This window comes from Nitratireductor sp. CH_MIT9313-5, from assembly GCF_037029545.1.
Classification (GTDB): domain Bacteria; phylum Pseudomonadota; class Alphaproteobacteria; order Rhizobiales; family Rhizobiaceae; genus Chelativorans.
The window spans coordinates 611080-628379 of the sequence record NZ_JAYMER010000014.1; the positions used below are offsets into that span (position 1 = coordinate 611080).

At 59.2% G+C, this 17300-nt stretch carries 18 protein-coding genes; 10 read left to right on the forward strand and 8 right to left on the reverse strand.

Features of this window, described 5'->3' with window-relative positions; genetic code table 11:
• The first annotated feature begins 31 nt into the window (after nt 1-31).
• Both WA367_RS10500 and WA367_RS10505 read left to right on the forward strand, forming a co-directional pair.
• Nucleotides 32-844, forward strand: a complete 813-nt coding sequence (locus tag WA367_RS10500; protein ID WP_336057110.1) for an ABC transporter permease — start codon at nt 32-34, stop codon at nt 842-844.
• Nucleotides 841-2496 carry an ABC transporter ATP-binding protein gene (locus WA367_RS10505; RefSeq protein WP_336056692.1) on the forward strand — a complete coding sequence of 552 codons (1656 nt, stop codon included), beginning with the start codon at nt 841-843 and terminating at the stop codon, nt 2494-2496. The genes WA367_RS10500 and WA367_RS10505 overlap by 4 nt, the downstream gene beginning before the upstream one ends.
• Before the next feature lie 10 nt (nt 2497-2506).
• On the opposite strand, the gene WA367_RS10510 is transcribed toward WA367_RS10505, so the two are convergent.
• Entirely contained in the window at nt 2507-2911 is a 405-nt protein-coding gene (locus tag WA367_RS10510) for a hypothetical protein (protein WP_336056693.1), read from the reverse strand.
• A 99-nt stretch (nt 2912-3010) separates the two neighbouring features.
• Here WA367_RS10510 and WA367_RS10515 point away from each other — a divergent pair, with 99 nt between their 5' ends.
• The 4 genes from WA367_RS10515 (at nt 3011) to mmsB (ending at nt 6220) form a co-directional block, all read left to right on the forward strand.
• Nucleotides 3011-3763, forward strand: coding sequence for a TSUP family transporter (locus WA367_RS10515; protein ID WP_336056694.1), 753 nt, complete (start codon nt 3011-3013; stop codon nt 3761-3763).
• A gap of 82 nt (nt 3764-3845) precedes the next feature.
• Nucleotides 3846-4013 (forward strand): hypothetical protein, encoded by a 168-nt coding sequence (locus WA367_RS10520; protein WP_336056695.1) that lies wholly within the window; start codon nt 3846-3848, stop codon nt 4011-4013.
• 126 nt (nt 4014-4139) lie between these two features.
• A complete protein-coding gene (locus WA367_RS10525; RefSeq protein ID WP_336056696.1) occupies nt 4140-5306 on the forward strand; it encodes an isobutyryl-CoA dehydrogenase in 1167 nt (388 codons plus the stop codon).
• 26 nt (nt 5307-5332) lie between these two features.
• Complete coding sequence (gene mmsB, locus WA367_RS10530; protein ID WP_336056697.1) at nt 5333-6220, forward strand: 3-hydroxyisobutyrate dehydrogenase; 888 nt, start codon at nt 5333-5335, stop codon at nt 6218-6220.
• A gap of 278 nt (nt 6221-6498) precedes the next feature.
• Here the strand turns inward: mmsB and WA367_RS10535 are convergent, their stop codons facing one another.
• Together WA367_RS10535 and WA367_RS10540 are read right to left on the reverse strand one after the other, a co-directional pair.
• Nucleotides 6499-7872, reverse strand: a complete 1374-nt coding sequence (locus tag WA367_RS10535; protein ID WP_336056698.1) for an aspartate aminotransferase family protein — start codon at nt 7870-7872, stop codon at nt 6499-6501.
• 391 nt (nt 7873-8263) lie between these two features.
• Nucleotides 8264-8422, reverse strand: a complete 159-nt coding sequence (locus WA367_RS10540; protein WP_336056699.1) for an entericidin — start codon at nt 8420-8422, stop codon at nt 8264-8266.
• A gap of 144 nt (nt 8423-8566) precedes the next feature.
• Here WA367_RS10540 and WA367_RS10545 point away from each other — a divergent pair, with 144 nt between their 5' ends.
• Nucleotides 8567-9202: a DUF4893 domain-containing protein gene (locus tag WA367_RS10545; protein ID WP_336056700.1), complete on the forward strand. Its 636-nt coding sequence runs from the start codon at nt 8567-8569 to the stop codon at nt 9200-9202.
• Between the two features lie 99 nt (nt 9203-9301).
• Nucleotides 9302-9919: an exopolysaccharide biosynthesis protein gene (locus WA367_RS10550; protein WP_336057111.1), complete on the forward strand. Its 618-nt coding sequence runs from the start codon at nt 9302-9304 to the stop codon at nt 9917-9919.
• A 4-nt stretch (nt 9920-9923) separates the two neighbouring features.
• Here the strand turns inward: WA367_RS10550 and ligD are convergent, their stop codons facing one another.
• From ligD to WA367_RS10565, 3 genes are read right to left on the reverse strand one after another with little or no spacing between them, the layout of a single operon-like run.
• Nucleotides 9924-12428: a DNA ligase D gene (gene ligD / locus WA367_RS10555; protein WP_336056701.1), complete on the reverse strand. Its 2505-nt coding sequence runs from the start codon at nt 12426-12428 to the stop codon at nt 9924-9926.
• A 5-nt stretch (nt 12429-12433) separates the two neighbouring features.
• On the reverse strand, nt 12434-13297 hold the full coding sequence (gene ku / locus WA367_RS10560) for a non-homologous end joining protein Ku (RefSeq protein ID WP_336056702.1): 864 nt from the start codon (nt 13295-13297) through the stop codon (nt 12434-12436).
• Nucleotides 13298-13352: 55 nt separating this feature from the next.
• Nucleotides 13353-14252, reverse strand: a complete 900-nt coding sequence (locus WA367_RS10565) for a LysR substrate-binding domain-containing protein (RefSeq protein WP_336056703.1) — start codon at nt 14250-14252, stop codon at nt 13353-13355.
• 117 nt (nt 14253-14369) lie between these two features.
• Here WA367_RS10565 and WA367_RS10570 point away from each other — a divergent pair, with 117 nt between their 5' ends.
• Nucleotides 14370-14549 (forward strand): hypothetical protein, encoded by a 180-nt coding sequence (locus WA367_RS10570; protein ID WP_336056704.1) that lies wholly within the window; start codon nt 14370-14372, stop codon nt 14547-14549.
• Nucleotides 14550-14985: 436 nt separating this feature from the next.
• Nucleotides 14986-15123, forward strand: coding sequence for a hypothetical protein (locus WA367_RS10575; protein ID WP_336056705.1), 138 nt, complete (start codon nt 14986-14988; stop codon nt 15121-15123).
• Between the two features lie 37 nt (nt 15124-15160).
• On the opposite strand, the gene WA367_RS10580 is transcribed toward WA367_RS10575, so the two are convergent.
• Entirely contained in the window at nt 15161-15964 is an 804-nt protein-coding gene (locus tag WA367_RS10580; protein ID WP_336057112.1) for a DUF1194 domain-containing protein, read from the reverse strand.
• Nucleotides 15965-16099: 135 nt separating this feature from the next.
• Nucleotides 16100-17287 (reverse strand): hypothetical protein, encoded by a 1188-nt coding sequence (locus WA367_RS10585; RefSeq protein ID WP_336056706.1) that lies wholly within the window; start codon nt 17285-17287, stop codon nt 16100-16102.
• Between the last annotated feature and the right edge of the window lie 13 nt (nt 17288-17300).

Consider the following 17300-nt stretch of genomic DNA (forward strand, 5'->3'; position numbering starts at 1 on the left):
GAGCGGCGAACGCCATATTCTGCGCCAGGCCATGGGCAACCGCTCATTCCTGATCGGCCTGGCCATCACAACCGTCATCGCCCTGATGGCACTGGTATCTCTCTTCTGGACGCCCTACGACATCACCAGGCTTGAGGTGGCGCAGCGCCTGAAGGGGCTCTCCCTCGAACATCCTTTCGGCACCGATCATCTCGGACGCGACATCTTTTCGATGATCATGGTCGGCGCCCGCAATTCAATCGCAGTGGCATTTGTCGCAGTCGGCATCGGCGCGGGCATCGGAGTGCCGCTTGGCGCATGGGCGGCCGCGCAGCGCGGATGGGCAGACGAGGCGCTGATGCGGCTGAACGATCTCGTCTTCGCCTTCCCCGCCCTGCTTTCGGCAATCATGATCACGGCCATCTTCGGGCCAGGTGCCGTCAACGCCATCATTGCCATCGGCATCTTCAACATCCCGGTCTTCGCACGAGTTGCCCGCGCGGGCGCGCTGGCGATCTGGCCGCGGGAATATATCCTTGCCGCACGCGCATCCGGCAAGGGCAAGTTCCTGATTTCAGCCGAACATATCCTGCCGAATATCGCATCCATACTGTTGGTGCAGGGAACGATCCAGTTCGCGCTCGGCATTCTCGCCGAAGCCGGCCTGTCCTATCTGGGGCTTGGCGCACAGCCACCCATGCCCTCCTGGGGCCGCATGTTGTTCGATGCGCAGACCCGCCTGGTGGTGGCTCCGCATCTGGCTCTCTTTCCGGGGCTTGCCATTGTGATCACGGTCCTCGGCCTCAACCTGCTCGGTGATGGCCTGCGCGACGTGCTTGATCCAAGAGTGAGGCGCGAGCGATGAGCCTTCTCGAGATCGAAAACCTGTCGCTGTCCATCGGCAGCACGGAAATCCTGAAGGATATAGACCTGCACCTCGAACAGGGTGAGGTGCTGGGTCTTGTGGGTGAATCAGGTTCAGGCAAGTCCATGACAGCGCTGACCCTGATGCAGCTTTTGCCTCCACGCGCGAAAGCTGCGGGACGCGTGACATTCGACGGCATCGACATTCTGAACGCTCCCGAAGAAGCCATGTGCAGGCTGAGAGGCGACGATCTCGGCATGGTTTTTCAGGAACCTATGACGGCCCTCAACCCGGTGAAGACCATCGGCGAGCAGGTGGCGGAAGGCATTCGCTGGCACACCGGCGCAAATCGCGCCGACGCGGAAAACCGCGCGCGCCGGATGCTTGCCCGGGTTGGGCTTCCGGAAGCGAAGTTTCCCCTTGCCCGCTATCCGCATGAGCTGTCGGGCGGCCAGCGCCAGCGCGTTGTCATCGCCATTGCCTGCGCCCTGAACCCGAAGCTGCTGATTGCCGATGAGCCAACCACCGCTCTCGATGTCGTGCTTCAGGCGCAGATACTCGATCTGCTGCGCGATTTGGTCGAGGAAAACCGTATGGGCCTCCTCCTCATCAGTCATGATCTGGCGGTGGTGGCACAGATGGCTGACCGCATCACCATCATGCGCGACGGTGCCGTGATGGAAACGGGCGAGACTTCCCAGACCCTGCTTCAGCAGAAACATCCCTATACGCGTCAGCTCGCAGAAGCCTCCACACATGTGCCCACAAAGGCACGTCAGCCGGATGCACAACAATCCGCTTCGCCGCTACTGCAGGTGGACAATGTCGTGCGGGACTACAAGCTGCGTCGCAAGAGCCTGTTCACCCCCGCTGGCGCATTCCGCGCCGTCGACCGGGTCTCCTTCACCCTGAATGCGGGCGAGACGACAGCTCTTGTGGGCCGGTCCGGTTGCGGGAAATCGACCCTTGCCCGCATGATCCTGGCGCTTGACCGGCCAACATCAGGCGCAATCACCTTCAACGGCCATCGCCTGGATAGTGCCGCCGACAGTGAGTTGCGCGCCGCGCGACGGGACATGCAGGTGGTCTTCCAGGATCCCTACGGCTCCTTCAACCCCCGCCATACTGTGGAGCGACTGGTCGCCGAGCCTCTGCACCTGGCCGACAAGAAGCCATCGCGCGAAGAAAGGCGAAGCCTGGTTGCGGATGCGCTCACCAATGTCGGCCTATCTTCCTCGGCGATGGACAGATATCCCCACGAATTCTCCGGCGGCCAGCGTCAGCGCATTTCCATCGCCCGCGCGATCATCATGCGACCTAAGCTCATCGTCGCCGACGAGCCGGTTTCGGCGTTGGATGTTTCCATCCGGGCGCAGATACTGGACCTGTTTGCAGAGCTTAACGCCTCAATGGGGCTGGCCTGCCTCTTCATCACCCACGACCTGACGGTGGCACGTGCGCTGACCGACACGGTAATGGTGATGCATGAAGGAAAGATCGTGGAACGTGGCGCAACCGGCACTGTCTTCGACAATCCTCAGACTGCCCCCGCCAAAGCGTTGGTCGAGGCTGCGCCGGACCTTGAGCACGCGTTGGAACGCCGTAGACAGCGAACTGCCGCTGTTCGTGCTACCCTACCCTCGCAAATATGATTGCGTCAGGTCACACGCGTGGGCCGGCAAACTCGCTTTCACTGATATCGAGCAGAACGGCCAGTCGCGAAACCACACGCTGAAGATGCGCCTTCAAAGCAGGCTCCCTTTCGGCAGCAGCCAAAACCGCACGCGCAAGACCGGATCGTGCCTCCGCGGGTTGCGCGCGCAGCGCCAACGACGCCTTCGCAGTTCCGCTGGAGCCGAACGACATCAACTTCGGCATGAGCTTGGAAATGGTCGTCTCGTCCATCTCGAAGCTGGCACGAGCGACATCCTCAAGCACCTTTTTCGTGCGCCCATCGGCAGGCCCCTCGCTCAGTACGAGGCGCAAAAGCAGCATGACATCGCTGGCATGGTCTGCGGCAGCAGGCACGAGCTGCGGCTTTTCTTCCACAACGGATTCCACGGGCATGAACGCGCCCCTCTTCAAGAGCACCACACCAGAAGCGCCTTGCGACTCAGGGCGCGTTGTGATGCATACGCACTACTTTAGGTCAGGTAATATAGCCAAATGTTTGACATTGCCACCGAAACCGTTCTGCTGCTTGCCTTGGCAGCCTTTTTTGCAGGTTTCGTCGATGCAATCGCTGGTGGCGGCGGACTTATCACTGTCCCGATGCTCATGCTGGCGGGCTATTCGCCGGTGGAGGCACTGGGAACAAACAAGCTCCAGGGTATTTTCGGATCCGGCTCATCGGTCATCTCCTATGCATCAAAGGGCCATGTGGAGTTGAAGACCCAGCTGCCATGGGCGCTTCTGTCCTTCATTGCAGCTGTCGGTGGCGCGCTGCTGGCCACGATCATACCGGGTGAGTGGCTTCGCGCCGCCTTGCCCGTCCTTCTCGTTCTCATCGCGCTCTACTTCGCCTTCAAACCAAACCTTGATGATCTTGATCGCGCGCGTCGTATCTCGCCCGCCCTGTTCGGCTTCACGCTCGTCCCCTTGATCGGTTTTTATGATGGCGCCTTTGGTCCTGGCACCGGATCGTTCTTCATGCTGGCCTTCGTTGCCTTTGCCGGTTACGGCATTCTGAAAGCGACGGCGCATACCAAGCTGCTTAATTTCGCCTCGAATGTCGGGGGCTTTGCTGCCTTTGCGGCCGTCGGGGCTATTGCCTGGAAGATCGGTCTTCTGATGGGTGTGTGCCAGTTTCTGGGTGCGCGCTGCGGCGCTTGGCTCGCCATGCGCAATGGAGCACGCATCATCAAGCCTCTGCTGGTTACCGTCTGTGTGGCACTCGCCGTTAAACTGCTGATCGACTGATCCCAACCATACTCTCCTATTGGCGCATAACAGCCGAGTGGTCGCACTGTTCCTGCAAACAGTTCGAGCATCAGTGGATCGCATGGCTATTACAGCGGCAAAAATCCTCTTCCTCATGAGCCTTGGCATCGCGGCCTTTGCGCTTGGCGCCTCTCTCGACATGATCCCGATCGTACCCTTCCCCGAGATATGGATCATGACCTCGGCCTACATTCTGCTGGCCGTAAGCCGCCTTACCGGCGAAAGCTGATATCTGCACAACGAACACGCCATCCGAAGCATTTCCGCACAGCCCATTTGTAAACGCTCACATTGCGCGTTGCGACCAAAGGAATAGACTGGCTTCATCGACAGCCATCTTTTTCGGGAGGTAGTGATGGATGCCGCCGTGGACGCCATTGGCGAACAGTTCGCGCTGAACGCGGATCAGCGCGCCATCCAGGACATGACCCGCAGTTTCGCGGCAGAGCGCGTTGCACCCTTCGCGCTTGAGTGGGACCAGAAGGCGCATTTTCCCATTGATGTCATCAAGGAAACCGGTCCTCTCGGGTTCGGGGGCATCTATGTGCGCGACGATGTTGGCGGCTCCGCTCTCGGTCGGCTCGATGCGGTGCTGATATTCGAAGCGCTTTCAGCGGCATGCCCGGGCTTTTCATCCTTCATCTCGATCCACAACATGGCCGCATGGATGATCGACAGTTTTGGCAATGAGGAACAGCGCCAGCGCTTCCTGCCGAAGCTGACATCCATGGAATGGCTTGCAAGCTACTGTCTGACGGAACCGGGTTCAGGCTCGGATGCCGCAGCACTTTCCACCCGCGCCGTGCGCGACGGCGATGAATATGTGCTCAACGGTTCAAAGCAGTTCATTTCCGGCGCTGGCTCGACCGATCTTTACGTGACCATGGTCAGGACCGGTGAAGATGGCCCGAAAGGCGTTTCTACCCTGATCATCCCGAAGGATGCACCGGGCCTCTCCTTCGGTCCGGCAGAGAAGAAGATGGGCTGGCACATGCAGCCGACCCGTCAGGTCATTTTCGAGGACTGCCGTGTTCCCGCGGAAAATCTGCTCAATGACGAAGGCCGGGGCTTCTCCATTGCAATGGCCGGTTTGGACGGTGGACGGCTCAACATCGCTGCCTGCTCTCTCGGCGGCGCACAGGCTGCCATCGACAAGGCACTGGAATATACAGGAGAGCGCAAGGCGTTCGGGCAACCGATAAACCGCTTCCAGGGCCTCCAGTTCAAGTTGGCCGACATGGAAACCAACCTCAATGCGTGCCGCATGATGCTCTACACGGCCGCAAGCAGGCTGGACGCGAAAGCCCATGACGCCTCCAAGTGGTCCGCAATGGCCAAGCGCTTCGTCACCGATACCTGCTTCGACATCGCCAATGATGCGCTGCAGCTTCACGGCGGCTACGGCTATCTCCACGAATACGGCATGGAAAAGCTGGTACGCGACCTACGCGTCCACCAGATTCTGGAAGGCACCAACGAGATCATGCGGGTCATCATCGCTCGCCACATGATCGGCCGCTGAACCGACGCAAACAGGGGGAATAGGCGATGACGGTTGTCGCATTCATTGGCCTTGGCAATATGGGCGGTCCGATGGCGGCCAATCTCGCCAAGGCGGGACATGAAGTCCGCGGGTTCGACCTGGTGGCGGAAAACCTGAAGAGCGCTGAAGCCAGCGGCGTGATTGCCTCTGCCAGTGCAGCCGATGCGATTAAAGGCGCAAGCTGTGTCATCACCATGCTTCCAGCCGGCAAGCATGTGATTGGCGTTTATGAGGAGCTGACCGGGAAAGCAGAGCCTGGAACGCTCTTCATCGATTCCTCGACGATCGATGTGCAATCGGCCCGCACTGCTCACGACTTGGCCAGGGCCCAGGGCCATCTGTCCATCGATGCACCCGTCTCCGGTGGCGTAGGAGGAGCCGAGGCAGGCACGCTGACCTTCATGGCGGGTGGAGCAAGCGAGGCGTTTGAGAAAGCCGAGCCACTGCTCCAGCCCATGGCCGGCAAGATTGTGCATTGTGGCGATGCAGGCGCCGGACAGGCAGCCAAGATCTGCAACAACATGATCCTGGGCATTTCAATGATCGGCGTGGGTGAAGCATTCGTGCTTGCCGAAAAGCTTGGCCTTTCCCACCAGGCCCTCTTCGACGTGGCCTCGACCTCGTCCGGCCAGTGCTGGTCACTGACAACCTACTGCCCCGTTCCAGGTCCCGTCCCCACCTCTCCTGCCAATCGCGACTACAAGCCGGGCTTCGCCGCCAGCCTGATGTTGAAAGATCTGCGGCTTGCGCAACAGGCGGCCCAGGAGGCAGGCGCTGCAACACCGCTTGGGGCGGAGGCAGCTCAGCTTTACAGCCTGTTTGAAGCACTCGGGAATGGTGGAAAGGACTTTTCCGGCATCATTGAGTTCTTGCGGGGCAAGGCGCAGGGTTAGCCTTGGCCGCCCCGAAGTGAACGAAGCGCATTAAGCAATAAAATCGGTCAGTTAAGGATTGCGAAAGCACTTGCTAACCTCCCGGTAACGATGTCCGCGTAAAACGGATTGCGAGGCGGTTGTTGCGGCCTCCAGCGCTCCGGAAAAGGTCTCGCGTACCGGAGACAGGGCCCCCTGCAGTGTTCTGAGTATCGCAGGCAGGCCACAAAGTTCTTTGCGTACTCCCGCGTCTCTCCGGATGGAGAGCGCGGTGAACGCGCCCTCTCTTCCCCGAAGACTTAGCTCAGCTTTTCCTGCGCCTTGTCGAGCGCCTTCACGATACGTTCGCAGCACATGTCGATGGTCTCGCGCGTCCAGATGAGCGGCGGCGAGAGGATCATCGTATCGCCGACAGCGCGAAGCATGAGACCTTCCGCAATTGCCGCATCGCGCACGGCTACACCGGCTGCACCACCACCAGAAAAGCGCTCGCGTGTACCTTTGTCCTTCACGATCTCAATGGCGCCCATCAGCCCGAAGCTGCGGACCTCACCGACGAGTGCGTGAGGTGCAACCTTCTCTGCAAGCGCCTTCGCGAAGTACGGACCGGTCTCGTCGCGCACCCGCTCGACCAGACCTTCCTGCTCGATGATCTCGATATTCTTCAATGCCACCGCGCAGGCTACCGGATGGCCCGAATAGGTGTAGCCATGAAAGAACTCGCCACCCTTCTCCACCAAGGTTTTTGCAACCCGGTCCCCAACCAGAAGCGCCGACAAGGGCTGATAGCCCGAGGTCAGAGCCTTCGCAGTGGTGATCGTGTCGGGCTGAAGACCAAGACGCTGTGCCGCAAACCAAGCTCCGGTCCGCCCATAGCCGGTAATGACTTCATCCAGCATGAGCAGGACGTCATATTTCTTGCAGATGCGGTCGATCTCAGGCCAATAGCTTTCAGGTGGGATCTTCACGCCGCCGGCACCCATGACGGGTTCACCGATAAAGGCCGCAACCTTGTCCGGACCGGCAGCGAGAATCGCATCTTCAACAGCCTTTGCAGCGCGAAGCCCGAAAACGTGATCGCTTTCGCCCTCTTCCCTGAGCTCAAAGGCATAGGGCGGCATCACATGCTCGATATTGGGCACGGCACCGCCAAGCTGCCCATGCATAGCCTCCATGCCGCCAAGCGAAGTGCCAGCGACGGTTGAGCCATGATAGGCCTGTCTGCGCGAGATAATCACGTTCTTTTCAGGCTTGCCCTCAAGCGCCCAGTAATGGCGCACGAGACGCAGCGCCGTATCGTTGCTCTCGGAGCCGGATGAACCATAGAAAACCTGGTTCACATTCTCGGGCGCGAGCTGTGCCAGCTTCTGTGCAAGCAGTACGGGCGCCGGAGTGGAGCAGCGGAAGAAGGAATTGTAGTAAGGCAGTTCCTTCATCTGCTCATAGGCGACCTCGGCAAGCTCGTCGCGGCCATAGCCGATATTCACGCACCAAAGACCCGCCATTCCGTCAAGGATCTCGTTGCCCTCAGTGTCATAGACGAAGGGGCCTTTGGCATGCGTCACGATACGCGTGCCGGCATTCCGCAGATCCTTGTGGTCGGTGAAGGGGTGCAGGTGATGCGCAGCGTCGATATCCTGAAGCTGCTTCAGGGAAAAGTTCTGATAAGTCATAGACTTGTAATCTCCTCTTGAATCAAGTCGGCAAGCGCCGAAACCGGTTCAAGAAGAGAATGGCGGCGAATAGCCGATCCGCGCGCAAAGCCGCAAAAGCTCCGCATGCAGGGTGCGCGGGGATGGCTTCAGAGCCGCGCCGGTGGGAAACTGAATCTGTCTCATGCGCGCCATGTAAGCGCAGTGCATGAGCCTTCGCAAGTTTGACGACCGGTCACTGACACGACCTCCAGCCGTCAGGGGTCGTAAAGCACCCCGCACGGACAGCCCGTGACTAACGTGCCCGATTAGTTCAAGAGGGCAGTCCCGCACGCCGCGCCTGCGGCGGCCGCGAAACACCGACGCACTGCTGTTCACTCAAGCAGCACGTCGGTTATGGTCTGTCAGGTCCTCAACGTGCGGCTTGCGCCACGTTCTGACCTGCATTTTGCGTCGCATCCACGGCATTGGCCGTGTCCTGCCCCACGCCGCGGATGGTGTTGGAGCAACCTGCCACAAGCCCGAGGCTTCCGATTACGATCAATATCTTGGAAAAGGTGCGCAGTTTCATGACGAGTACCCCTCGGTTGATGCGTTGTGAGAACGCACGAACCTGGCAAAAAGTTCGATTACCTTGGAAATCCGCCGGGCCACCGACACAATATCGCAGCAAAGGCTCTTTAGGACCGGTACCATTGAGATAGTGAGGTTTGATATGCGCTTGTTTTCCATCGTGGCCCTTACCACCTCCAGTCTGATAATTACGGCGCAAGCGCAGACTTCCCCTCCCAAATCGATGGCGCAGGAGAAGCTCGAATTCGAGATCAACGATCCTGGTAAAGGCTCTGTTTTGGGGCGGATCACTTATCGCGATGCGACGCGCCTTGATAGCCATGATTGGATAAAGGCAAGAGCACTGGAGATGGCCCGCGCCGCCAACCGGCCCGCTGATTTTGAGCAGGTAACGAAGCTTCTTGGTCTCGATCGCATTGCGATAGCCGACGCGAACATCTCCGGCGATTGGCAGTGCAGAACCATCAAGCTTGGCGGGCTTGCCGCTTTAGTGATCTATGACTGGTTCGACTGTACCATCAGCGGGAATGAATGGCGGCTGGAGAAGACATCCGGCTCCCAGCGCACGCAGGGCTCGTTTTACACGCTAGGCGCACAACAGCTTGCCTATCTCGGCAGCTACCATGTTGCGGGTGATCCCGTACCCCACTATGGAAATGGTCCTGAAACTGACCAGGTCGGCTACGCCTTCATGAGCGCGGCGGACCATTGGTGGATCGAATTTCCCGCACCTTATCGCGAATCTGTCATGGATATCCTGGAGTTTCGTCGCCAGTGACGGGCAAATCCCTTGTCATGAAACTATATAGTGCGGCAATGAACATCATGCCGGTGCTGGAAAACCGGGCACTGCAGGCGGAGGAAAGCGACCTTGGATATGGTCTCGGGCACAACGGCTGAAGCGGATGCACCGCGCCGTCTGTCCCGCATTTTCGAAGAGCTTGCTGACAGGGCCGTAGGCACTGTGACCGTGGAGCAATTGCGCGACGCTTTGGGAGACCGCAGCTTCGCCACACTCCTCGTGCTGTTCTCCTGCCTGAACATGCTGCCCCTGCCGCCGGGCAGCACCCTGGTGCTCGGCATTCCGCTCCTGCTCCTGTGTGTGCAGATGGTTCTTGGCAGCCGCACGGTTTGGCTGCCGCGCTTTGTTCTGACGAAATCCATCAGCGCTGAAAAGTTCCGCAACCTCACCACGCGGATGCTGCCCCGCCTGAAATGGATCGAACGGCTCATCCGACCCCGTTACTGGCCCTTTGCCCGCAGCCATGCCGATCGCGTGATCGGAACGATTGCCCTGGTTCTGGCCATCGCCGTCACCTTGCCCATCCCCTTCGGCAACTGGTTTCCGGCCTTCTCCTGCGCACTGGTGGGTCTGGCGCTTTCCGAGCGAGATGGTGTGCTTCTTGCGGTTGCGGTCGTGAGCGGCCTTCTGTCGCTCGCGGTGATCGGTTTTGTCATTGGCGCTGCGAGCGTGCTGGCTGCAGCACTTTTCTAGGAGCTCAGTCCACCGCCACTGCCTCGCGCATCGCCGCCGTGATCGACTGGCGCCAGGATGAAGCGTCCTGCCAAGGGTCGGGCTCCTTCAGCCGTTTCTCCATATCGGTGATGCGAAAGCCATTCGCACGCTCCAGCCTCTCCAGTTCCTCCCAACTGACCGGCGTGGCGATCGGGCACCCTTCCCGAGAACGGGCGGAATAAGGTGCTATGGCTGTTGCCCCGCGCTCATTGCGCAACCAGTCGATGAAGATGCGGCCCTTACGGCGCGCCTTGGAAGCTTCGGCAAGATAGCGATCGCGATCCTGCGCAGAGAGCCACTTTGCAAATCCGCGTGCAAACTCCTTGACCTGCGGCCACTCGGCTCGCCGTTCCAGCGGCGCGATGACGTGGATGCCCTTGCCTCCGGTTACCATGGGCACGGTCCGCAGTCCCAGCTTCTCAAGGCGGTCGCGAACATCAAAGGCTGCCTGCCGTATATCCGCGAAACCAAGCCCCTCATCGGGATCGAGGTCGAAAACCAGTCGGTCGGGCTTTTCGAGGCGATCAATGCGCGATCCCCAGATATGGTATTCAAGCGTGCCCATCTGGACGCCAGCGACCAGGGCGGAAAGATTGTCGGCATACAGGTATTCCGCCCTGTCGCCGTCTTTCTCGGTAATCATCTCGCGCTTGAAGGCTTCGGGAAAGCCCTTGCTGCCGTGCTTCTGGAAGAAGCACTGACCGGTTCGGCCATCGGGGCAACGAACCAGGCTCAAAAGCCTGCCCTCGACAAGCGGCAGCATTCGTTCTGCCACCCGCTCATAATGCGCCGCAAGATCCGCCTTGGTTACCCCCTGGGATGGAAAGAGCACCTTGACAGCGCTCGACAGCTTTATCCCTGCAATTTCGCTGCGTTCTTCGTGGGTCATCACTGCACCTGTGGTCGCAGTTTTCTCAAGCGTAACCTGCCGGGCATCCTTGTCCTCCCGCAAACCCTTATACGCTCCGTGGCGCACCATTCCGTCAGCCGTGAATTCCGCGAACTCGATCTCCGCAACGAGATCGGGTTTGAGAAACTGCACACCTCTGGCAGCGCTTTTTGGGATCTCATAGAACGGGGAAGTCTTGCGAGTGCGCTTGGAAAACAAGGCCGCCAGTTCGTCCATGACTTCCTCGTTAAATCCGGTCCCGACCCGTCCTCGATAGATAAGCCGATCGCCTTCATAGGCACCGAGCAGAAGTGAGGCGAAGGGTCGGCCACGCTTGTCACTGGGCGAGTAGCCACCGATCACCAGTTCCTGCCGCTTGGAGCACTTCACCTTGAGCCAGCTTTGGCTGCGGCCTGATCGATAAGGCGCATCGGCACGCTTGGCGATGATGCCCTCGTGCCCGCCGTCGCAGAGCTTCTCCAGAACACGAGCAGCGTGCCCCCTGATATCCGTCGAGTATGTCAGCGGCGCCTGCGCATGCGCCATAAGCGCTTCAAGCCGGGCCTTGCGCTGTGTCAGCGGCTCCCCGCGCACATCTTCACCGTCAATCTGCAACAGATCGAAGATGAAGCAGGACATCGCGCCACCATTCTTGATGGCTGCCTGCAGGCTGGAGAAATCGGTCCGCCCGTTCGAATAGGCAACGATCTCGCCATCAAGCAAGGTCCCGGAAGTTGGTAACAAGGCCGCTGCCTCGGCGATCTGCGTGAACTTGTCCGTCCAGTCCTTTCCGTTTCTGGTATAGACCTTCGCGCCGCCCTTACCGATCGCGATCAGCGCGCGGTAACCGTCATATTTCATCTCTGCAATCCACGCATCACCCTCAGGCGCTTCTTGCGCAAGGGTCGCAAGCTGTGGCTCCAGCCAGCGCGGAGCAGGCAAGGCCTGCTCAGGGGGCTTGCGCGTCTCCTTGGGCTTTTTTTCGCGCGCGTCCCCTTCCCGCCACTCGGTTTTGGACTTGGCAATCGCTGCCATTGTTCTGCCGCTTGCAACGCTTTTGGTGTACTTCTTCAGGATGTCGCCCCGACGGCTTGCGTGCTCATCGTCACTCTTGATGAGAAGCCAATTCTCGCGCTTCTCGCCTTTGCGCGGGCGCATCCGCACAAGAGAGAATGTCCCCTGCAGACGCTCCCCATTCACGCGGAACGTCAGCTTGCCTTTTTCAAGACCTTCCGTCGCATCACCTTCCGGCTCCCAAGTGCCGCGGTCCCAAAGCATGACGGTGCCACCGCCATATTCCTTCTTCGGGATCGTGCCCTCAAAGTTGCCGTAACTTAGCGGATGATCTTCGGTTCTAACTGCCAGCCGCTTTTCTGCAGGGTCCAGGCTCGGTCCCTTCGTGACCGCCCAGCTTTTCAGAACCCCTTCCCACTCCAGACGGAAGTCGTAATGCAGCCGCGTCGCGTCATGCTTCTGCACGACGAATGCCAAGTGACTATCGCTCTTCTTACCCGCGACATGCTGCGGCTCTCGGGTACGCGTGAAATCACGCTTGGCATTATATTCCTCGAGCAGTGCTTTAGGGTCCTTGCTGATCATTGCTGTCAGGCAGACTTCTTGCGTGTGCTACTGGCTTTCGGTTTCGAGCCGCCCTTCTTTGCACCGGACTTCTCAAGGCTCTCCTTCAGGGCCGACATGAGGTCGATGACATTTTCTCCCTCTGGCCGCTTTGAGGAAGATGAAGAAGGCGCCTTCTTTCGATGTTTGCCAGCCTTGGCTTCGACAAGCTCGCGAACGGCATCTGCATAATGGTCCTTGAAGGCGGCCGCATCGAAAGCAGCTGTCTTGCGCTCGATCAGTTCGGTTGCCACGCTGAGGAGTTCCTTGTCCGCCTTTTTCTCCGAGATCGAGGAGAAAAAGGGGTCGGTCTTGCGGATTTCATCCTCGTAATGGAGCGTTTCGAGAAGCAGCCCTGAGGAACAGGGCCGCACGGCCACCAGATGTTCCTGTCCGCGCATTGCCAGCTGACCAAGCCCAGCCTTGCCCGTCTGGCGCAAGGCGTCGCGCACGACGCGGAACGCATCTTCCGCAAGCTCGTCGGACGGAGCGAGGAAATAAGGCTTGTCGAAATAGATCGGCGGAATTTCGGAGATATCGACGAACTGCACCAGTTCCAGCGTCTTCTTCGTCTCGAGCTTTATCTCGTCCAGCTCATCGGGGTCGATGAGGACATAATCGTCCTTGTCGATTTCATATCCCTTCCAGATATCCTCATTGTCCACGGGCCCAACGCCCTGGACCATCTTCTGATAGCTGACAGGTTTGCCCGACGGTTTGTGGATCTGGCGAAATGAAATGCGGGCCTTGCGATTTGTCGCGGAATACATCTCCACCGGAATGGAGACGAGTGACAGGCGCAACTGGCCTTTCCAGACGGGACGGGCAACCACGGCGATACCTCTGAACATGAACGCGCTCGTTCACAAGGTAATCGCCGAGAAGCCCCCGGGGTTCCCTCTGGTCCTAGAAGCGACCGGTGGAGGAGAACTCATCAAAGGTGGCGCGGATGTGATCTGCAGCAGCCCTGACGGGCGCTGACGCATCCGGGGCAACGACCATGCCGAGATGGTAGCTGCCAAGCTCGGGGAGTCCATCCTTTGCCCCGAGCTCCACAAGCCCATCGCCGATGAACGACTTCGGCAATGGCGCGATGGCCAGGCCTGCCATGATCGCGGCACGCTGGCCGGATGTGTGAGCACTCATAAAGGCGACCCGATAGTCACGTCCGCTTTCATCGAGCGCCCGCAAGGCAGATCCGCGCCAGGCGCAGCCGTCTTCCCACAACGAGACCGGAAGCGGATCACACAAATGGGCGCATCCGCCCTTTGCACCTGCCCAGACCAGGGGCTCGGTCAGCATGATCTCCACATTGCTGCTATCCGTCTGTTCCGAGCATGTCAGCAGCATGATGTCGAGTTGGTTGGCATGCATGCGCTTGCGCAGACTTATGCTGCTGTCGATGATCACATCCACCATCACGGCGGGATGAGATTGCGCAAACCGCTTCAGAACGCTTGGCAGGACACGCTCACCGTAATCATCGGGTGAGCCAAGGCGCACCACCCCGCTGATATCGGGGGCGACGAATTTCGACACGGCTTCGCGATTAAGCGCGAGAAGACGGCGCGCATAGCCGAGCAGCACCTCTCCGTCAGCCGTTAATGTAACCGAACGCGCATCGCGCGAGAAAACGCTGCGACCCAGCACCTCCTCCAGTTTCTTGATCTGCATCGACACTGCAGAAGGCGTGCGAAACACCGCATTGGCGGCCGCCGTGAAGCTGCCGGTTTCGGCGATGGCGACGAAAGTCCGAAGCACATCGAGCTCCAGAAGCGGAATGGGATGGTTCAGCGGTGCGTTCATTGGTTCAATTTCTCTGAATGAAAGGTTCATTTCATTGCGTTTGATTGAACATCATCCATCCCCCATAGTCAATCCAGTTCCCGCACACACGGCGGAACAAGAGGAGCGGAGAGAGAAATGACACAGCAACGCACCTTCACAGGCTCCCTGCGCAGCTTTCTGAAGAATTGGGAACGCCGTCGCACCGCACGTTTTATCGCAAGTCTGCCGCCGGAACTGCGCAAGGATATCGGCTGGCCCGGCACCCGCAGCTATCTCGAAAGCAGGCGCTGCGAGCCATGCACCACCGACGCGTAAGCGCAGCGATCCACCGCGACTGTCGACGAAAATCAACGATGTCGTTTTTCTGATCGAGCACTTCGCAATTGAGGCGGCATGAGCAGTGATTTGAGAACAATGATCAATTTCGCAGCGCTTCGGTTACCGGCACAAGACCGAAGCGCCATGGTGCGGAAATGGTCAAAACTGGAGCAGCAAGATGACTTTTGGCCTCGTCAAGAAAATCGCTTCCACCATCTGGGCATTCGCTCGTGAATTCGACGCCATGCTGGATGTCGCCAGAACCGGCAAGCCTTCCAACCTGACGCGAAAATAGGAAATGTGTCGCTTTCTCTAAGACAGGCTTCGCATTTCGGGCGGCCCTAGAGGCGCGACTGTCTTAAATTAGGCAACGAGCGGAAAACTCCAAAAATGCATGCGCTCGGTGACAACCACCGTCTGATCGGAGATGATCATGAGACTGCTCAAGCTGCTACGCGGAATACGCCACACCCGTGACAAGGCCCGGTCTGATCGCCAGCGCCTTCAGCGTACCATGCCCGGGGAGACGGGCGCGATGGCCGGTCTGAAATACGGCTTCCTCATCAACTGAGATTATCGCTCGCAATGTTAGCCCGCGCCCTTTCGCATCAGGGGGCGGGCCACCGCCATGAGCGGTCATCCCACATTTTTTCTCCCACCATGCAGTCATAATCGGACGCTTGCACCTGCAGGGTCTGAGGAGAATTTGCAGTTTGTGAGCGGCCAGTGCCCGCAAGCTCGATCACGAGCTTGCGCCTCACTGCTTCCGCGAATTGATCCCAATCATCCACCGGCAGCATGAACGCGCCAGGCCCCCCGATGACGCACTCGCTGTAATAGGCGTCGAGATCGCGCACATCGAACCGTGTCGTAAGCCCGCCATTGGTCATGAGCGGCAAACCGTTGATGGTGATACCGCGGGAGACCAATGCATCACGCGCGATGTCGACAGGCAGTCCCTGATTGTTCGGACCGTCGCCCGATATGTCCACCACCCGCCGCAGCCCCCTGAAGGAGCTTTCCTGGAAAAGTGTCAGGGCAAAATCCAGCGCACCCGAAATCGAAGTGCGCCGCGCGCTGGAGGGCGGATCGGCCGTTAGATGCCCGGCAACCTGCCGCGCTTCGTCAAGGCTGCTTATCATCGTCCACGGAAGGACAAGCCGCTGGCTCCCCATGCCTGCCCATTCGAAATAGGCAATGGCTATCCGTCCATGCAGTCCGCCTTGAATGGCGGCAACGACATCATCATGAACGAGCGCACCGGCATATCCTCGTCGCTGTATCTCCAGCTCCTCGTGGGACATTGAAAGCGAGACATCAACGGCGAGAACAAGCTCAACATCAACGGGCTGCTGCGCCGGTGCGGGATCAACCGCCAGACCAAGCCCCAGCGAGGCGAGCACGGCCCGCATTGTCCAGCCTATGCGACGAAGCGGTTTCATTCCGTGAATTTTAAGGCAGCTTTACCCTACGGCAAGAAGAAGAGCATCAAACCACCCTCATCCGCGCCTCACAAATTCGCGAGGGCGGCGGAGGCTGAAACCGGGTCAGCGACCGGAGATCGGCTCCAGGCGCGGTTTCCAGCTCGCCACGAGCACCATTGCCAGACCGCCGATAAAGACGAAGTAGAACCGGTCATCCGGCAGGGGGAAACTTGCAAATTTGCCGAGCGCACCGATCGCCAGCGCGAAGGCCAGGCCATGAACGCGGCTATCACGCATATGACCGTATTTCGCCAGAAGTGCCCAACCGCTGCAAAGCACCACAAGAAGCGCCGGCCAGTCATTGTGCTGCAGGGCGACCACCACACCGCGCAGATAGCCCTTGAGCATCATCAGCGGCGAGAAGTCTGGCGAGAAACCAGACATGGAGTTCTGGATCTCGATGCAGGAAAAGTAGAAATGCGCCCACCAGCCGGGATGGCTTCCAAGCTTGGAAATGAGCATGCAGGCCACGAATGCCGCCGCGAATGTGGCCAGGAAATAGATCCACCGCCAGCTGAACAGCACCGACGCGATGAGCAGGGCGAAAATCAGGATCAGATTGTCCGGCCGCACGAAGACCGATGCAAACAGCAACAGGCAGGCCAGCACATCGCGCCCCCGCCAGAGCGCATAAAGAGCTGCCATGGAAACGAAAGCGAGCAGCATGTCCGGCACGACTGCTGAGGTCATGCGCGAATAGTCGGTGAGCAGGAATAGCGGAACAAGGAAGACAGCGCCTTGCAATGCGTCGGCTCGCCACAGCCAATAAAGGCAAAGCCCCCCCAGGAGCAGGCTAGGCACAACGCTCAGCAATATCGATGACCACACTAGACTCGTTACCGGTTCCAGCATGCGCATCAGGGCCACATACGCGACCTTGACGCGATACATGGAGAGTTGGCTCTGGAAGTCCTGCGGATTTTCCCACTGGTTGAGGTTGTAGGGATTGGAGAATTTCAGGTGATACTCCTGATTTTCGCTCACCCCCTGCTCGATCAGCGACCAGGTTTCACGATGCAGCGCCTCGGGCTCCTCGATCCTGTCCTCCAGTGCCGTCGCGACATAGGCCACCATATCCCAGTTATAATCGGGCTTCAGCAGGCCATAGGCAGCCACTGCGAGCACGCTGAGCGCCATGAACAGCGCCGCAATGCGGTCGAGAAACGGGCGGGTGAGAAGCGCCGAGGTGAGACTGACTGCCGGTTTGGCAGACAGGACACGCCCGATCATGGTTCCTTCAGCTAAACTCATCACCCCGCCCTTT

Excerpts from the sequence above, each read along its gene's own strand:
- WA367_RS10500 (WP_336057110.1), top strand. The coding sequence starts at position 32 with ATGGGCAACCGCTCATTCCTGATCGGCCTGGCCATCACAACCGTCATC.
- WA367_RS10505 (WP_336056692.1), top strand. The coding sequence starts at position 841 with ATGAGCCTTCTCGAGATCGAAAACCTGTCGCTGTCCATCGGCAGCACG.
- WA367_RS10510 (WP_336056693.1), bottom strand. The coding sequence starts at position 2,911 with ATGCCCGTGGAATCCGTTGTGGAAGAAAAGCCGCAGCTCGTGCCTGCT.
- WA367_RS10515 (WP_336056694.1), top strand. The coding sequence starts at position 3,011 with ATGTTTGACATTGCCACCGAAACCGTTCTGCTGCTTGCCTTGGCAGCC.
- WA367_RS10520 (WP_336056695.1), top strand. The coding sequence starts at position 3,846 with ATGGCTATTACAGCGGCAAAAATCCTCTTCCTCATGAGCCTTGGCATC.
- WA367_RS10525 (WP_336056696.1), top strand. The coding sequence starts at position 4,140 with ATGGATGCCGCCGTGGACGCCATTGGCGAACAGTTCGCGCTGAACGCG.
- mmsB (WP_336056697.1), top strand. The coding sequence starts at position 5,333 with ATGACGGTTGTCGCATTCATTGGCCTTGGCAATATGGGCGGTCCGATG.
- WA367_RS10535 (WP_336056698.1), bottom strand. The coding sequence starts at position 7,872 with ATGACTTATCAGAACTTTTCCCTGAAGCAGCTTCAGGATATCGACGCT.
- WA367_RS10540 (WP_336056699.1), bottom strand. The coding sequence starts at position 8,422 with ATGAAACTGCGCACCTTTTCCAAGATATTGATCGTAATCGGAAGCCTC.
- WA367_RS10545 (WP_336056700.1), top strand. The coding sequence starts at position 8,567 with ATGCGCTTGTTTTCCATCGTGGCCCTTACCACCTCCAGTCTGATAATT.
- WA367_RS10550 (WP_336057111.1), top strand. The coding sequence starts at position 9,302 with ATGGTCTCGGGCACAACGGCTGAAGCGGATGCACCGCGCCGTCTGTCC.
- ligD (WP_336056701.1), bottom strand. The coding sequence starts at position 12,428 with ATGATCAGCAAGGACCCTAAAGCACTGCTCGAGGAATATAATGCCAAG.
- ku (WP_336056702.1), bottom strand. The coding sequence starts at position 13,297 with ATGTTCAGAGGTATCGCCGTGGTTGCCCGTCCCGTCTGGAAAGGCCAG.
- WA367_RS10565 (WP_336056703.1), bottom strand. The coding sequence starts at position 14,252 with ATGAACGCACCGCTGAACCATCCCATTCCGCTTCTGGAGCTCGATGTG.
- WA367_RS10570 (WP_336056704.1), top strand. The coding sequence starts at position 14,370 with ATGACACAGCAACGCACCTTCACAGGCTCCCTGCGCAGCTTTCTGAAG.
- WA367_RS10575 (WP_336056705.1), top strand. The coding sequence starts at position 14,986 with ATGAGACTGCTCAAGCTGCTACGCGGAATACGCCACACCCGTGACAAG.
- WA367_RS10580 (WP_336057112.1), bottom strand. The coding sequence starts at position 15,964 with ATGCGGGCCGTGCTCGCCTCGCTGGGGCTTGGTCTGGCGGTTGATCCC.
- WA367_RS10585 (WP_336056706.1), bottom strand. The coding sequence starts at position 17,287 with ATGAGTTTAGCTGAAGGAACCATGATCGGGCGTGTCCTGTCTGCCAAA.